This window comes from Microbacterium sp. SMR1, from assembly GCF_003289625.1.
In the GTDB taxonomy this organism is placed as follows: domain Bacteria; phylum Actinomycetota; class Actinomycetes; order Actinomycetales; family Microbacteriaceae; genus Microbacterium; species Microbacterium plantarum.
Map to the genome: position 1 here is coordinate 54,241 of NZ_QMBN01000002.1, position 13,496 is coordinate 67,736.

At 69.7% G+C, this 13,496-nt stretch carries 11 protein-coding genes; 4 read left to right on the top strand and 7 right to left on the bottom strand.

Annotated features, from left to right (window positions below; genetic code table 11):
- Both DO944_RS15850 and DO944_RS04930 read left to right on the top strand, forming a co-directional pair.
- Nucleotides 1-355 (top strand): HNH endonuclease signature motif containing protein (locus tag DO944_RS15850; RefSeq protein WP_258524575.1); only part of this gene is annotated, 355 nt, incomplete at its 5' end.
- 107 nt (nucleotides 356-462) lie between these two features.
- Nucleotides 463-1,437, top strand: a complete 975-nt coding sequence (locus DO944_RS04930; protein WP_112616905.1) for an intradiol ring-cleavage dioxygenase — start codon at nucleotides 463-465, stop codon at nucleotides 1,435-1,437.
- On the opposite strand, the gene DO944_RS04935 is transcribed toward DO944_RS04930, so the two are convergent.
- Nucleotides 1,420-2,421 (bottom strand): arsenic resistance protein, encoded by a 1,002-nt coding sequence (locus DO944_RS04935; RefSeq protein ID WP_112615289.1) that lies wholly within the window; start codon nucleotides 2,419-2,421, stop codon nucleotides 1,420-1,422. The genes DO944_RS04930 and DO944_RS04935 overlap by 18 nt on opposite strands.
- 87 nt (nucleotides 2,422-2,508) lie before the next feature.
- On the opposite strand from DO944_RS04935, the gene DO944_RS04940 reads away from it, so the two are divergent.
- Nucleotides 2,509-3,531, top strand: coding sequence for a zinc-dependent alcohol dehydrogenase family protein (locus tag DO944_RS04940; RefSeq protein ID WP_112615291.1), 1,023 nt, complete (start codon nucleotides 2,509-2,511; stop codon nucleotides 3,529-3,531).
- Between the two features lie 65 nt (nucleotides 3,532-3,596).
- Here DO944_RS04940 and DO944_RS04945 read toward each other — a convergent pair whose 3' ends face one another.
- The 5 genes from DO944_RS04945 to DO944_RS04965 form a co-directional block, all read right to left on the bottom strand.
- Nucleotides 3,597-5,651 carry an alginate lyase family protein gene (locus DO944_RS04945; protein WP_112615293.1) on the bottom strand — a complete coding sequence of 685 codons (2,055 nt, stop codon included), beginning with the start codon at nucleotides 5,649-5,651 and terminating at the stop codon, nucleotides 3,597-3,599.
- Between the two features lie 29 nt (nucleotides 5,652-5,680).
- Nucleotides 5,681-7,936, bottom strand: coding sequence for an FAD-dependent oxidoreductase (locus DO944_RS04950; RefSeq protein ID WP_112615295.1), 2,256 nt, complete (start codon nucleotides 7,934-7,936; stop codon nucleotides 5,681-5,683).
- A gap of 91 nt (nucleotides 7,937-8,027) precedes the next feature.
- Nucleotides 8,028-9,314, bottom strand: a complete 1,287-nt coding sequence (locus tag DO944_RS04955) for an extracellular solute-binding protein (protein WP_112615297.1) — start codon at nucleotides 9,312-9,314, stop codon at nucleotides 8,028-8,030.
- 28 nt (nucleotides 9,315-9,342) lie between these two features.
- Nucleotides 9,343-10,251, bottom strand: coding sequence for a carbohydrate ABC transporter permease (locus tag DO944_RS04960; RefSeq protein WP_112615299.1), 909 nt, complete (start codon nucleotides 10,249-10,251; stop codon nucleotides 9,343-9,345).
- Nucleotides 10,248-11,183 (bottom strand): carbohydrate ABC transporter permease, encoded by a 936-nt coding sequence (locus tag DO944_RS04965; RefSeq protein WP_112615301.1) that lies wholly within the window; start codon nucleotides 11,181-11,183, stop codon nucleotides 10,248-10,250. Before DO944_RS04965 ends, DO944_RS04960 begins: the two co-directional genes overlap by 4 nt.
- Before the next feature lie 161 nt (nucleotides 11,184-11,344).
- On the opposite strand from DO944_RS04965, the gene DO944_RS04970 reads away from it, so the two are divergent.
- Nucleotides 11,345-12,115, top strand: a complete 771-nt coding sequence (locus tag DO944_RS04970) for an IclR family transcriptional regulator (protein WP_112615303.1) — start codon at nucleotides 11,345-11,347, stop codon at nucleotides 12,113-12,115.
- Here DO944_RS04970 and DO944_RS04975 read toward each other — a convergent pair.
- A complete protein-coding gene (locus tag DO944_RS04975; RefSeq protein WP_112615305.1) occupies nucleotides 12,100-13,446 on the bottom strand; it encodes an APC family permease in 1,347 nt (448 codons plus the stop codon). The genes DO944_RS04970 and DO944_RS04975 overlap by 16 nt on opposite strands.
- Nucleotides 13,447-13,496 lie beyond the last annotated feature (50 nt).

Consider the following 13,496-nt stretch of genomic DNA (forward strand, 5'->3'; position numbering starts at 1 on the left):
CCGCACACCGGTCGAGATCGACACCTACCGGCCGACCGCTTCCATGAAAAAACTCCTGATGGCCCGGGACCAGCACTGCCGGTTCCCCGGATGCCGACGGGCCGCGATCCGCTGCGAACTGGATCACACGATCGATTACGCCCTCGGCGGCCACACCCACATCTTCAACCTCGCCCACCTCTGCCAACGACACCACTCCATGAAGCAGTTCACCAAGTGGGAGGTCAGGCAGGTCGGCGGCGGGGTCCTCGAATGGACCTCACCCCTCGGCCGGGTGTATCGCGAAGACGTCCCCATACCCGCCGTCTGCTTCACCATCGACACGGGCGGACCACCGGAGAGACCACCCTTCTGACAGCGCGGCCGTCTCGCGTGGGTCTCATATCCGGCGCATAGGTCTATCCAACGATACGGATGGGCTGGCGGGCGATGCTCGGTGCACAACCGACCGAGGAGTCAGACGTGAGCCGCATCCCCGAACCCGATCACACGCCCGCGGGACCGGCCTACGAGGGCCGCCTGCTCGACCGCGCCGACGACGAGGTCGTCGATCAGGGCGCCCCGTTCGACATCCGCACGCTGATGACCCGGCGTTCCATGCTGAGCCTCGCCGGCCTCGGCTTGGGCGCCGCGGCTCTCGCGGCCTGCACCCCCACGGCGACGGCCTCGCCCGCCGCATCGCCCACGGCGACACCGACCGCGACACCCACCGCAACACCGTCCGCGACAGCCCTCGCGAACTCCGACCTGCCCGCCGGCGAGATCCCTGACGAGACCGCCGGCCCCTACCCCGGCGACGGCTCGAACGGGCCCGACATCCTCGAGCGCTCCGGCATCGTCCGCAGCGACATCCGATCGTCCCTGGAAAGCGGCGCGACCGCGGACGGCGTGCCGATGACCCTCCGGCTCACGATCCTCGACACCGCCCGAGGTGACGTGCCGTTCGCCGGGGCCGCCGTCTACGTGTGGCATTGCGACGCCGACGGCGGGTACTCGATGTACTCGAACGGGATCGAGAACGAGACCTATCTGCGAGGGGTGCAGGTCTCCGACGCATCCGGCGTCGTCACCTTCACCTCGATCATTCCCGCCTGCTACACGGGCCGGTGGCCGCACATCCACTTCGAGGTCTACCCGGACGCGGCGGCGATGACCGACGCCGCGAATGCCATCGCGACGTCACAGGTCGCCCTCCCCGAGGACATCTGCAGCACCGTCTACGCGCTCCCCGCCTACAGCGGTTCCGCGCGCAATCTTGCGCAGGTCTCGCTCGCCTCCGACAACGTGTTCGGCGACGATGCAGGCGCCCTCCAGCTGGCCGCCGTCACCGGCGACACGACATCCGGATACGTCGTCTCGCTCACCGCTCGCGTCGACACGACGACGACCCCCGCGGCGGGCGCCGCTCCGGGCGGGGTCTCACCCCGCCGACCCTGACCGTTGCGCGCCGCGGCCGCAGCCGCGGCCGCGCATGAGCCGGGGCGCGACCGCGACCAGCACGACCATCGCGACGAGCTCGACGAGCGTCTGCGTGACCACTACGAGCGGAGTCAACGCGAATGACGCCGGCAGGGCGAGTGCGAGCGGCAGGACGACGAGAGAGTTGCGCGTCACAGTGCTGAAGACCACCGCCCGCCGGCGCGAGACATCGAGTCCGGCCAGACGGCCCGCGACAATCCCCACCACCACTGCGCACGGCACGAACGCGACGAAGATCGGCACGACGGGCGCCAGCGACACCATCGCATCCCCGACCGCGGCCGTCTGCGAGGCGACCGCGACGAATAGCGTCAGCATCATCACCGGCACCATGGCACGCAGCAGCCCGGACGACACCGACCCAACGCGCGGCGAACGGCGCGTTGCCGCCTGCGCGACGGCGGCGAGCGCAAGCGGAACGACGATGAGCAGAACGAACGCTTCGGCGAACGGGCGCGGATCGATGACTGCGACAGCCTCGCCCCCGGCCATCGCCCACACGTACGCGGGCAGAAGCAGCAGCTGCGTGATCATGAGCAGCGGCGTCGCCGCCAGCAGCCGCTCACGCGATCCGCCAGCGAGGCCCGCGAAGACGACGACGTAGTCCACGCAGGGCGTCAACAGCACCAGCAGCACGCCCAGCAGAAGCGCCGCGTCATGGGCGACGAACCGCGACAGCAGCCACACGACCACCGGGACCGCGACGAAGTTCGCGACCATCACGGCCCGGATGAACCGCGCGTCACGGACGGCGTCCCGCAGCCCGACGAGCGGGATCGAGAGGAACGTGAGGAACAGCAGGACGCCCAGCACGGGGGTGAGCGCCGGTTCGATCGCCTCAGCGAAGCGCGGCATCGCGAGCCCCACGACCCCGCCCACGACCAGCGCCACCAGGAACATCGCCGCTTGGTGCCGTTCGATCACCGCGAGCGCCCGCATCATGCCAGCATGCCGCACCGGAGGCCAGAAGCACCCCGGCAGCCGTCGCATGAGGTGGAATGGGAGAACCGCTACGGAAGGACAGCCACCATGCGCGGAGTCATCATGCACGCCCCCGGCGACGTCCGCGTCGAGGAACGCGACGACCCGACGATCGAGAAGCCCACGGATGCCGTCATCCGGGTGGCCGCGGCCTGCATCTGCGGCTCCGACCTGTGGCCCTATCGCGGCGAGGACCCCATCAAGCGTCCGATCCCGATGGGACATGAGTACGTCGGCGTCGTCGAGCAGATCGGCGACGCCGTCAGCGGGCTCTCGGTCGGCGACTTCGTCGTCGGCTCGTTCATCGCCTCGGACAACACGTGCGAGATCTGCCGCGACGGCTACCAGTCGCACTGCGTCGACCGCGTTCCCATGGGCCGCCTCGGCTCGCAGGCCGAGCGGCTGCGCGTGCCCCTCGCCGACGGCACCCTCGTCGTCGTCCCGGGTGAGCCCACCGACGACCAGATCCGCGGCCTCCTGGCGGCATCCGACGTGCTCGGCACCGGCTGGTTCGCCGCCGTCGCCGCTCAGGCCGGCCCCGGCAAGACCGTCGCAGTCGTCGGCGATGGCGCCGTCGGGCTTCTCGGCATCCTGTCGGCCAAGCAGCTCGGGGCCGAGCGCGTCATCGCGATGTCCCGCCACGCCGACCGCCAGGCCCTCGCCCGCCGCTTCGGCGCCACCGACATCGTCGAAGAGCGGGGCGCCGACGGCGTCGCGCGAGTCAAAGAGCTCACCGACGGCCTCGGCGCGCACTCCGTCATCGAGGCGGTCGGCACCCAGGAATCGATGATGCAGGCGATCCGCTCCACCCGCGCCGGCGGTCACGTCGGCTACGTCGGCGTCTCGCACGACGTCGAGCTGCCCGGCGCCGAGCTCTTCGGATCGGGCGTACACCTCCACGGCGGCCCCGCCCCGGTGCGGCAGTACCTGCCCGAGCTGATCGACCTCATCATGTCGGGGGCGATCGACCCGGGTGCCGTGTTCGACCTGACCCTGCCCCTCGACGACGCCGCGGAAGGCTACCGGGCGATGGACGAGCGCCGCGCCACGAAGGTGCTGCTCACCCTCTGACCGGTACCGGGATGCACGGCGCGTCTGCCGCAATCCCTTGCATCCGGGATCGCGGCAGACCTGGCTCAGCGCCGCGTCGTGACCGCTCGCCGGCGCACCCGGGCGACGATGAGGAGCAGGCCGACGAGGCTCAGCCCTGCCGCGAGCGCCAGCGGCGCGGGCGAGACCTCAGCACCGGATGCCGCGAGCGAGCCGACCGCCCGGGCATCCGGGCCACCCGCCGGCGCCCCGGCCGGACCGGTGCCCGACGACCCTCCCGACGAGCCTCCCGGCGAACCCGTGCCGCCGGGGGTTCCCCCTCCTGGTTCTTCCGCGCCCGGCTCACCCTCGCCCGGCTCACCCTCGCCGGGAGCCGCCGTGACGTCGGCGAGTCCGCCGTGAGTGAGGCTCAGGTACGGCGCCGAGTGGATCGTCGTCATCGGGCCTTCCTCGGCGAGCAGCGCCGCGCGCTGATCCGTCGGGAAGTGGTTCTGCGCCAGCTCGAAGTAGCTCATGCTGTGCGCCATGACCCCCGCGTCGCGCAGGTAGTCGATCGTTCGCACGTTCGCGAGCTTCGCCGGGTCGCCCGAGTAATAGGGGAAGGATGCCGGATCTGCGACCCATCCCGTCGCGGCGTCCGCGGCGTCCGCGAGCCCGCGCCCGTTCGCGTTGACGTAATCGTGCACGTCGTACCCGTGCGCCGACAGCGTCTCGGCAACGAGGAAGAGCGGCAGCAGCGAGAAGTGGGTGTACCAGATGCCGTAATCGCCGACGCCGTTGTTCCGGTCGACCTCCTCCGGAAGGTGCCCGTTCTCGTCGATCTGGTGCTCGAGCAGCTCGACGGCGCGCGCGCTCGCAGCGTCGAGCCCCGCCTCGTCGTCGAGGTAGGCCGCGACGGCGGTCGTCGTGTCGAGGGCCCAGCTACCCCAGTTGTTCGTGCGATGCAGGATCGACGCCGCGACCGGCGTCGCCGTCTCACGCAGGAAGCCGGCGAACACGGCCTCGGATGCCGCGCTCCACACGGAAGTGCCGCGCAGCAGCTCCGCGGCGTGAACGAAGGCCGGGAAGTGGTAGCTGAAGGCGAGCGCGGAGTCCTCACGGGTGCGCACGCATTCGACCGTCGTGGTCCAGGCGTCGATGAACTGCGCGGCGTGCGCGCCGTAGCGGTCATCGCCCGACAGGCGATACGCCAAGGCGAGCTCGTAGGCGGTGTTCGCGTCGTTCTGCAGCCCGTCCCGCGCCGCACGGTGCGCGGTCGGATCGTTGTAGAAGAACGGCACGAAGAAGGTCGTCGGAGGAGCAGGTGCTCGCTCGAGACCCGCGTCGGCGGCCGTGAGCAGACGCGCGTACGCAGACGTCTGCGGCTGCTCCCCCGCCGCGATGCGCGCCGACACCGCCTCGATGCGCGCGTCGCTGACGAGCACCTCGCCGCGACCCGCATCCGTCGCCGGTGCACCCGACCAGCCGACGCAGTCGGTCGGCACTGGCTCAGCGCGGTCAATGACGCCCGACAGCTGCACGGAGTCGACCGACATCCGGACGTCGCGATGCGCCGCGAGCGCGAACCCGCTACCCGAGAAGGCGGCGTCAGAGACATCGATCAGCGTCGTCGCCTCGCCGACGTCGCCGAGGCCGACCCGCATCCGCTCGCCGTCGAGCGACGCCGTGACCGTGACCGGGCCGGACCCGGGGCGGGCATCGGTCTGCGCTGTGCCGAGCACGGCGACCTGCCCGTCGCCGGCGGCGCGGATGACAGCCAGCTCGCCGCTGTTGCGGACGAAAACGGTGTATCCGGACTGCGTGTAATCGTCGGCCGTGCCGGTGCGCCGCACCGTGAAGCCCGCCCACGCGCTGACTCCCCCGCCTGCAGCGGAGAAGGTCACCGTCGCCGTCGCCGCCCGATCGAGGCCGCGGCCGGTCAGCGCGAGGATCGACCCTCGTGACGACCCCGGCTGCACGACTCTCGCGACGCCGTCCGCTGCCTCCCACGTCCCGGCTGCGGGCAGCCATTCGGGAGTCAGCTCGTCGAATGCCTCCTCGATCGTCGCGGGCGGTGTCGGCGCGGCGGTCGCCGGCAGGGCGGCCATCGTCAGCGCGACGACGCCGATCAGACCGAGCGAGAATCTCCATCGATTCTTCATGTCTTACCTTTCGTCGGGGTGTTCGGTGTTCACATCACGCGCAGCGAGACGATCCGCGCCTGCGCGGCACCGTTCGTGGCCGTCACCCGCACTCGCAGGCCCGTCACCCCGTCGACCTCGACCTCGTGCACGCGCTGACGTCGGCGATTCGCCGTCACGCTGACCCGCCCGACCCAGACGCCGTCGGCGCCGCAGGTCTCCACGACGTAGTCGCGGATGAGCTCGGGGAACACGCGGTCGGGCGTGCGGTGGTGATGCAGCGTGTTGAGCTCGACGTCGGTGTCGTCGTCGAAGACCAGGCGCACGATGCTGATCGACTGCGCGTCATCCCACGCGAGGGCGAGGTGCGGTGCTGGGTCGTCGGGACGCGACATCCACAGGTTCGGACCGCCGAAGAACCGCTGGTAGCCGCCGACCGCCTGGGGGGCCGCGAACGCCGCGGTGTCGGGGTGCAGGCGTACGCGCGGCGTGCGTCCCCGCATCGGGATCGCCGGCCACGCGATGACGCTCTCGGACTCGTCGACGGCGACGTTCTGATCACCGTCGGCCTGAGGTCGATGCGGCAGGGTCAGCACTCCCGGCACCTGCGCCTCGGCGAGCACGACGCTCACATCGGGATCGGCACCCAGGACCACGACGACGTTCTCGGGCTCGTCCGGGGTCCACACGAGCGGCAACCGCACCCACTGAGGATCGGCGGCCGCCGCCACGTCGACCGAGACCCGCATTCGTTCGTCGATGGGGACCGCGTTCTGCCGACGCCCGGTGGTCCACAGGGCGGCAGTGAGGGTGGTACCGCGGGCTACCTTCAGCAGAACGTCGACGCCGTCGAGCCGCGGGTCAACCGGGACGAGCACCCCCAGGTCGGAGTCGAGCGGGTGCTCGGCGACAGCGGCATCCGGCACGAGTTCGACGGGGTCGAGCGTGGTCGCCACCGATGACGCCGATACGCGGGCCTGCCGCGCCAGGTCGGCCGGATCGGTGTTACGCACGCCGAACACCGAGGCATCCTGGCGCAGGAGCACCTGGCGCAGCTCGTCGGCGTGGTCGGCTGCCAGCGCGCGCGGACGCACCCCGAGGTCGAGCGCGAGCGCGGCTCCGGTTCCCGCCGCCTCGCCGCCCGCGCCGCATGTGGCCATGACACGGGTCGAGCCGAACGCGACATGGCTCGCCGAGATGTCGCGCCCCGCCATCAGCAGGTTCGCGACGTTGCGCGAGTAGTAGCTGCGGAACGGGATGCCGTAGATGCCGTTCGAGTACCGCTGGTGAGCCCCGGCCTCGGTGGCGTACATGCCCTCGACCGGGTGCAGGTCGATCGACCAGCCGCCGAACGCGACCGCGTCGTGGTGGTCGACCTGATCGAGGATGTCGTTCTGGGTCAGCACATGGTCCCCCAGGAATCGGCGGTACTCGCGCTTGCCCGGGATCGTGCCGACCCATTCGAGATCGAGGGTGTCGGCGTCGAAGCGGCCCGAGTTCTTGATGTAGTCCCAGATGCCGAAGATCACCGAGCGCAGCTCGTCGCGGATCGCCTCGTTGTCGTGGACGGTGTCGAGGTGCCCGCCCCACTCGATCCACCAGTAGTGCGCCCCCGAGTCGCCGGACCGAAGGATCCGCGACGTCGGGATCGGGGTTGTCGTGATGTCCTTCGCGGAGTCCGGCGCGACGAAGTCGACCGGTCTGCCCACATCCTTCGTGTAGAAGAGGATCGTCGAACCGAGGAGCTCGTCATCGGCCGTGTCGGGCGCCCACGCCTCGCCGAACTCGCCGCGAGCCTCGCGACCGATCCGGAAGTCGGCGCCGGCCAGGTACCCGATGAGGCCGTCGCCGGTGCAGTCGAGGACGTACGGGCTGCGGAAGGTCGTCGCGATCTCCGACCCCATCGTCCACCCGTGCACGGCCGTCACGACCCGCTCGCCGTCGACGTCGTCGGTGTCGATCTCGCGCACATCCGTGTTGAGGAACAACCGGATGTTGGGCTCGGCCCGCACCGCGTCGAGCACCACCTCGTCCCAGATGATGGGGTTCCCCTCCGGGTTGCGGTACTGGTTCTCGACGTAGAGCTCGCCGATCACGCCGCTCTCGCGGGCGAACCGCTGGATGCCGTGCGACGTCGCGCCGACGACCCAGACCCGCACCTCCGACGACGAGTTGCCCCCCAGCACCGGCCGGTTGCCGATGAGCGCCACCCGCTTCCCCAGTCGCGCGGCGCTGATCGCGGCGCAGACGCCGGCGAGGCCGCCGCCGACGACGGTGATGTCGGATTCGATGTTCTGAGTGCGCATGGTTCCTTCAGGGCAGGGGGGATCACCGGCGGGAGCGAGACGGCTCCCGCCGGTCGGACGGCGGTCTGGTCGAGCGGTGAGGCGAGCGGGCTCAGAGCAGGCGGGAGATCGCCTCCCCCGCGCTCTTCATGGCCGCGGCGGGCTGGGCCTGGCCGATGAGAACCGCCTGCACCTGTTCGGCGATCGCGGTCTCCATCTGCCCGTACGCGGGGTACTTCCACAGCGGGCTGGGCTTCGCCGTCGCGGTGATCGACGACGTGAACGCCTCGACGAACGCGTTCGAGGTCACCGCGTTCGACGACAGCGCGGCATCCGTCGTCGGCGGTAGGCCGAGCGCGGTGAAATACGTCTCGCTCTGCGCGGTGTCGCTGGTGAGCCACGACGCGAAGTCGGCGGCGGTCTGCGCTCCGTCGCCGTCGACGACGACGACCAGGTGACCCCAGAGGACGTGCTGCGGGGTCTGACCCGCCTTCAGCACCGGCCGCGCGATCGGGGTCATCTTGTCGCCGAGCGCAGCATCGGGCGACTGCGAGAGCACGGCCGACTTGCCCACAGGCGCGTCGTCGTAGAGCGCGGTCGCGCCCTGCGCGAAGAGGGTGCGGGCGGCGGCCCGGTCGACGTCGGGGGCGATGAGTCCCTCGTCGTAGAGCTTCTTGTACCACTCGACGGCCTTGATCGACGCCTCGTCTCCGATCGCAGACTCGTCGCCGTCGACGATCGGCGATCCGAAGGTCTGCATCCACACGACGATGTCCTTGAGCTGCGCGGCCTTCGTGCTCGCCGCGTAGGGGATCACCCCGATCCCCTTGAGCGCACGCAGGCCCTCCTCGAACTCCTCGATCGTGGCGGGGGTGAGCGAGGCCCCGGCACGGTCGAACAGCTCGGCGTTGCCGACGAGACCCACGGCACCGATCGTCCACGGCAGTCCGAGCTGCTTGCCGTCCGACTTGCCCGCCCCCAGTGCAGCGTCGGTGTACCCCTTGCCCTGCGTGAACGCGGACAGGTCGGTGAGCTTCCCGAGCGCGGCGAGCGCCGACAGCCAGGCGACGTCGAGCTGCGCGGCACCGGCGAACTGACCGCCTCGCACCTGCAGCGTCAGCTGATTGAGGTAGTCGTTGTACGGATAGGCGACCGTGTCGATCTCGATGCCCTCGGCCTGCCGGAAGCTCGACAGGGCGGATTCGATCGCCGGCTTCGCCGCTTCCTCCGACAGGCTCCACGACGAGAATGTGAAGTCGGTGGCGGTGCCGCCGCCGGGTGTCGCGGCAGGCGCACCGGAATCTCCCGGGGCGCAGCCGGCGAGCCCGAGCACGGCGGCGCCGCCGATGCCGAACACCGAGTACCGCAGCAGCGTGCGCCGCGAGATGTCCTGGACCATGAATTCTCCTTCGAATCGAGTGGGTGGATCAGCCCTTGACCGCGCCGGCGGTGATGCCGCCGACGAGGAAGCGCTGGAGCAGGATGAACGCGACGCACACGGGCACCGACACGACGAGGGATGCCGCCATGAGCGCGGGCCACGAGGTGCTGGCCTCGGAGATGAAGGTGTTCACGAGGCCGGGCGGCAGCGTCTGCCGATCGGGCCCGGCGAGGGTGAGCGCGAAGATGAAGTCGTTCCACCCGCGGACGAAGGCGAACAGGCCGGCCGCGACCAACCCCGGCGCCGCCAGCGGGAACACGACCGAGTGGAAGATGCGCCACGGACCGGCGCCGTCGATGCGCGCCGCCTCGATGAGGTCGTCGGGAAGCGCGTCGAAGAAGCCCTTCAGCATCCAGACGCACAGCGGCAGGGTGAAGGTCGTGAACGACAGGATGAGCGCGAGGTAGGTGTTCAGGAGACCGAACTGCGCGAAGACGAGGTAGAGCGTGACGAGCAGCAGCGCCTGCGGGAACATCTGACTCGACAGCACGAAGTACATCAGCGACTTGCGGCCCGCGAAGCGATACTTCGAGAAGGCGTATCCCATGTACATCGACACCACGACCGACAGCACGGCGGTCACGACCGACACGATCACGCTGTTGCGGAGGTAGCCGAAGATCTGCTCGTTGCCGAAGACCGTCGCGTAGTGCTCGAACGTCACCTGTGTGGGGAAGAGGGACGGCGGGAAGGCGAACACGCGGTCGCTCGGGGTGAGTGAAGTCACGAGGAGCCAGTACACGGGGGCGAAGCCGAAGAGGACGATCACCGCGAGCGCGATCCACATGCCCCAGCGGATGCGACCGCGTCGGCGGCGGGTCGGAGCCGGCTGTGCCGGGGCGGCCGAGTGAGATGCCGCGGGTGCGGGCGTGGGAACGGGGGTGATGGTGCTCATCGTGAGCCTTCCTTCTCGCCGCGCTCGGAGAGCCAGACGTACACCACCACGAGCACCGTCAGCAGTGCCATCCAGACGATGCCGAGCGCGCCGGCGTGACCCAGGTCGTAACCGCGGAAAGCGGTGTCGTACACCTCGGTGGCGAAAGTGCTGGTGGTGCCCGCGGGACCGCCGCCGGTCAGCACGAAGATCGTGTCGAAGTGCTGGAAGTTCCAGATGAACTCGAGCAGCACGACCAGAGCGGCGACGCCGCGGATGTGCGGCCACGTCACGGCGAAGAATCGGCGGACGACTCCGGCTCCGTCCATCGAGGCCGCCTCGTGCAGTTCGCCGGGGACCGTCTGCAGTGCGGCCAGCAGCATGACCATCACCCAGGGGAAGGTGTTCCACGTCTTCGCGATGATGAGCGCGCCGCGAGCAGTGTCGGTCTGGAAGAGCCAGGCGACCGGACTGTCGATGGCGCCGAGGCTCATGAGGATGCCGTTGAGCACACCGTAGTTGGCGTCGAAGATCCACATCCAGAGGAACGAGACGACGACCCCGGGAATCAGCCACGGGATGAGGAAGGCGCCCCGCAGGATGCGCTGGCCCGGGAAGCGCTGGTTCAGCACGAGCGCGAGCGCGAGCCCGATCAGGAACGGCGCGATGGTCGCGCCCACGGTGAAGATGAGGGTCTGCCAGACGAGCCGACCGAAGTCATCCGCAAGGACGGCGGACAGGTTCTCGAGCCCGACGAAATCCATGCCCGGATAGAGCAGATTCTCGTCGAAGAACGCCGAGACGAGCGACCGCAGCAGCGGGTAGAGCACGATCGCGCAGAGCAGCACGAACCCGGGCAGCAGCAGAAAGACCAGGAAGGTGCGCTCGCTCAGCCGCGAGCCGAGTCGGCCCCGCCCGGGGCTCTCGGGAGCGGTCACGCTCGAAGAGGTCATCGTCGTCCTTCGTTTCGTCGTCCGGGCCGTCGTCTGCGACTCCCGGGGTGGCGACTATCCGCGTCGCCGAACTCAGAGTGCACGACGTGCGCACACTGCGCAACTGTCATGCACTATGTGCATAATGGGGTGACGGACATCGGCGGCGAAAGCGAGGAAGCATGGCTGCGGAGAAGGGCGCCAATCAGAGCGTCGAGAAGGCGATCACGGTTCTCGAGACCTTCTCGGGGGGTGAACCCATGCGCGTGAGCGATGTCGCGCGCGAAGCCGGGATCGGTCAGTCGACCGCGTCCCGCCTGCTCGCGACTCTCGAGGCCGGCGGGCTGGTCGAGCGCGATCCGCAGACGTCGCTGTACTTCCTCGGCGCCGAGCTCATGACCCTCGCGGGCATCGCGATCAATCAGAACCGGGTGCACCGAGTCGGCCGTCAGATCGCGCAGAGCCTCGCCGGAGAGATCGGTCTCGGCGTCAACATCGCCCTCCTCCGCGGCGCGGAGCTGGTCTACCTCTGCAACTTCGAAGGGCCGCTGTCACCGAAGTCGCACACGCTGATGGGGCAGCGCGTGCCGCTGCATGCGACCAGCATCGGCAAGGCCACGCTCATCGGCACGAATCGCGAGAAGCGCCTGCGACTGCTGCCGGAGCTGCCCGGCTTCACCGAGGCGACCATCACGACGCACGAAGCGCTCGACCGCGAGGTCGCGTTGACCGCGAGACGCGGCTACGCGATCGAGGTCGAGGAGTTCGTGCTCGGACGGGCCTCGACCGCCGCGCCGATCCTCGACCGCAGCGGGAAGATCGTCGCGGCCGTATCCATCTCCGGTCCGCTCACGGCGATCGATCTCGAGGCCCGCGGCGCGGAGCTGGGCCGCACGGTCGTCGAGACCGCCGACCGCATCAGCTCGGGCCTCGGCTATCAGGGCCCGGCCTGAGCCTTGCGGTCCGAGCGGCGACGCCCCGCCCGCGCGATGAAGAACAGGATCGTCCCGACCACGATGTAACCGGCGGTGCCCAGCCACACCGGCCCCGTCTGCTGGGTGAGCAGAACGACGCTGGCGATGATCGCGAGCACGGGCACGACCCGGGGCACCGAGAAGTGCTTGTGCTCGACCTTGTCCTTCTTCAGCACCAGGACGCTGATGTTCGCCGACAGGAAGACCAGCAGGAGCAGCAGCACCGTCGTCTCGGCGAGCGTTCCGATGTCGCCGAGGACCGTGAGCAGCATCGTGGCACCGGCGACGACGAGGATCGAGACCCACGGCGTGCGGCGCTTCGACAGCACGCGGCCGAAGGCGTGCGGCAGCAGACCCGACTCGGCGAGACCGTAGCCCACGCGGCTGGCCATGACCATGAACAGGAGGGCACCGTTGGCGATGGCCACGAGAGCGATGAGGCTGAACAGCCACGGCGGGATGGCGACGCCGCTCGCGGTCACGACATCCAGCAACGGGCCGGTCGACTCGGCGAGCTCGGCCGGCGGCACGACGATGACGGCGCCGATCGCGATGAGCAGGTAGACGACCGCCGCGGTGATGATGGCGCCGAAGAGGGCCCGCGGGTACGACTTCGACGGGTTCTTCACCTCCTCGGCCATATTGGCCGCCGCCTCGAAGCCGAGGAACGAGAAGAAGGCGACGATGGATGCCGCGAACGCCCCCTGCAGCGGAGGCACATCCGGGGCGAACTCGAAGATGCGCGCCGGCTCGCCACCGCCCCCGGCGAAGACCATCGCCGCGACGAAGATGACGATGACCAGACCCGAGACCTCGATGATCGACGCCACGAAGTTCGTTGCGAGCGACTCGCGCACCCCCCGCAGGTTGATGAGGGTGAGCACGGCGATGAAGGCGATCGCCACCGGGATCGGCGGGATGTCGAACAGCGCGGCGAAGTAGTCGCCCGCGAACGCGTTCGCGAGCGCCGCCGCCGTCGTGATGCCCGACGCCATCATGAGGAAGCCCACGAGGAACGACAGGAACGGGATGCCGAACGCCTTGTCGACGTAACGGGCGGCGCCGCCCGCGTGCGGGTATTTCGTGATCAGCTCCGCGTAGGTGCCGGCGGTGAGCAGCGCGACGACAAGCGCGATCAGCAGCGGCAGCCAGATCACACCGCCGACGTCCGTCGCCATCGTTCCGACGAGCGTGTAGATGCCGGCGCCGAGTGTGTCGCCCACGATGAAGGCGAACAGGAGGGGGGTTCCGATGGCCCGCTTCAGTCCAGGCCGATCGTCGGCGATCGGCGCACTGGTGTCGTTGGTCATCGCATCACTTCAGCGCCTCACCCCGAATTCCGACAACCCCTGGCGTCGGC

Excerpts from the sequence above, each read along its gene's own strand:
- DO944_RS04965 (WP_112615301.1), bottom strand. The coding sequence starts at position 11,183 with ATGACCTCTTCGAGCGTGACCGCTCCCGAGAGCCCCGGGCGGGGCCGA.
- DO944_RS04955 (WP_112615297.1), bottom strand. The coding sequence starts at position 9,314 with ATGGTCCAGGACATCTCGCGGCGCACGCTGCTGCGGTACTCGGTGTTC.
- DO944_RS04945 (WP_112615293.1), bottom strand. The coding sequence starts at position 5,651 with ATGAAGAATCGATGGAGATTCTCGCTCGGTCTGATCGGCGTCGTCGCG.
- DO944_RS04950 (WP_112615295.1), bottom strand. The coding sequence starts at position 7,936 with ATGCGCACTCAGAACATCGAATCCGACATCACCGTCGTCGGCGGCGGC.
- DO944_RS04935 (WP_112615289.1), bottom strand. The coding sequence starts at position 2,421 with ATGATGCGGGCGCTCGCGGTGATCGAACGGCACCAAGCGGCGATGTTC.
- DO944_RS04940 (WP_112615291.1), top strand. The coding sequence starts at position 2,509 with ATGCGCGGAGTCATCATGCACGCCCCCGGCGACGTCCGCGTCGAGGAA.
- DO944_RS04960 (WP_112615299.1), bottom strand. The coding sequence starts at position 10,251 with ATGAGCACCATCACCCCCGTTCCCACGCCCGCACCCGCGGCATCTCAC.
- DO944_RS04975 (WP_112615305.1), bottom strand. The coding sequence starts at position 13,446 with ATGACCAACGACACCAGTGCGCCGATCGCCGACGATCGGCCTGGACTG.
- DO944_RS04970 (WP_112615303.1), top strand. The coding sequence starts at position 11,345 with ATGGCTGCGGAGAAGGGCGCCAATCAGAGCGTCGAGAAGGCGATCACG.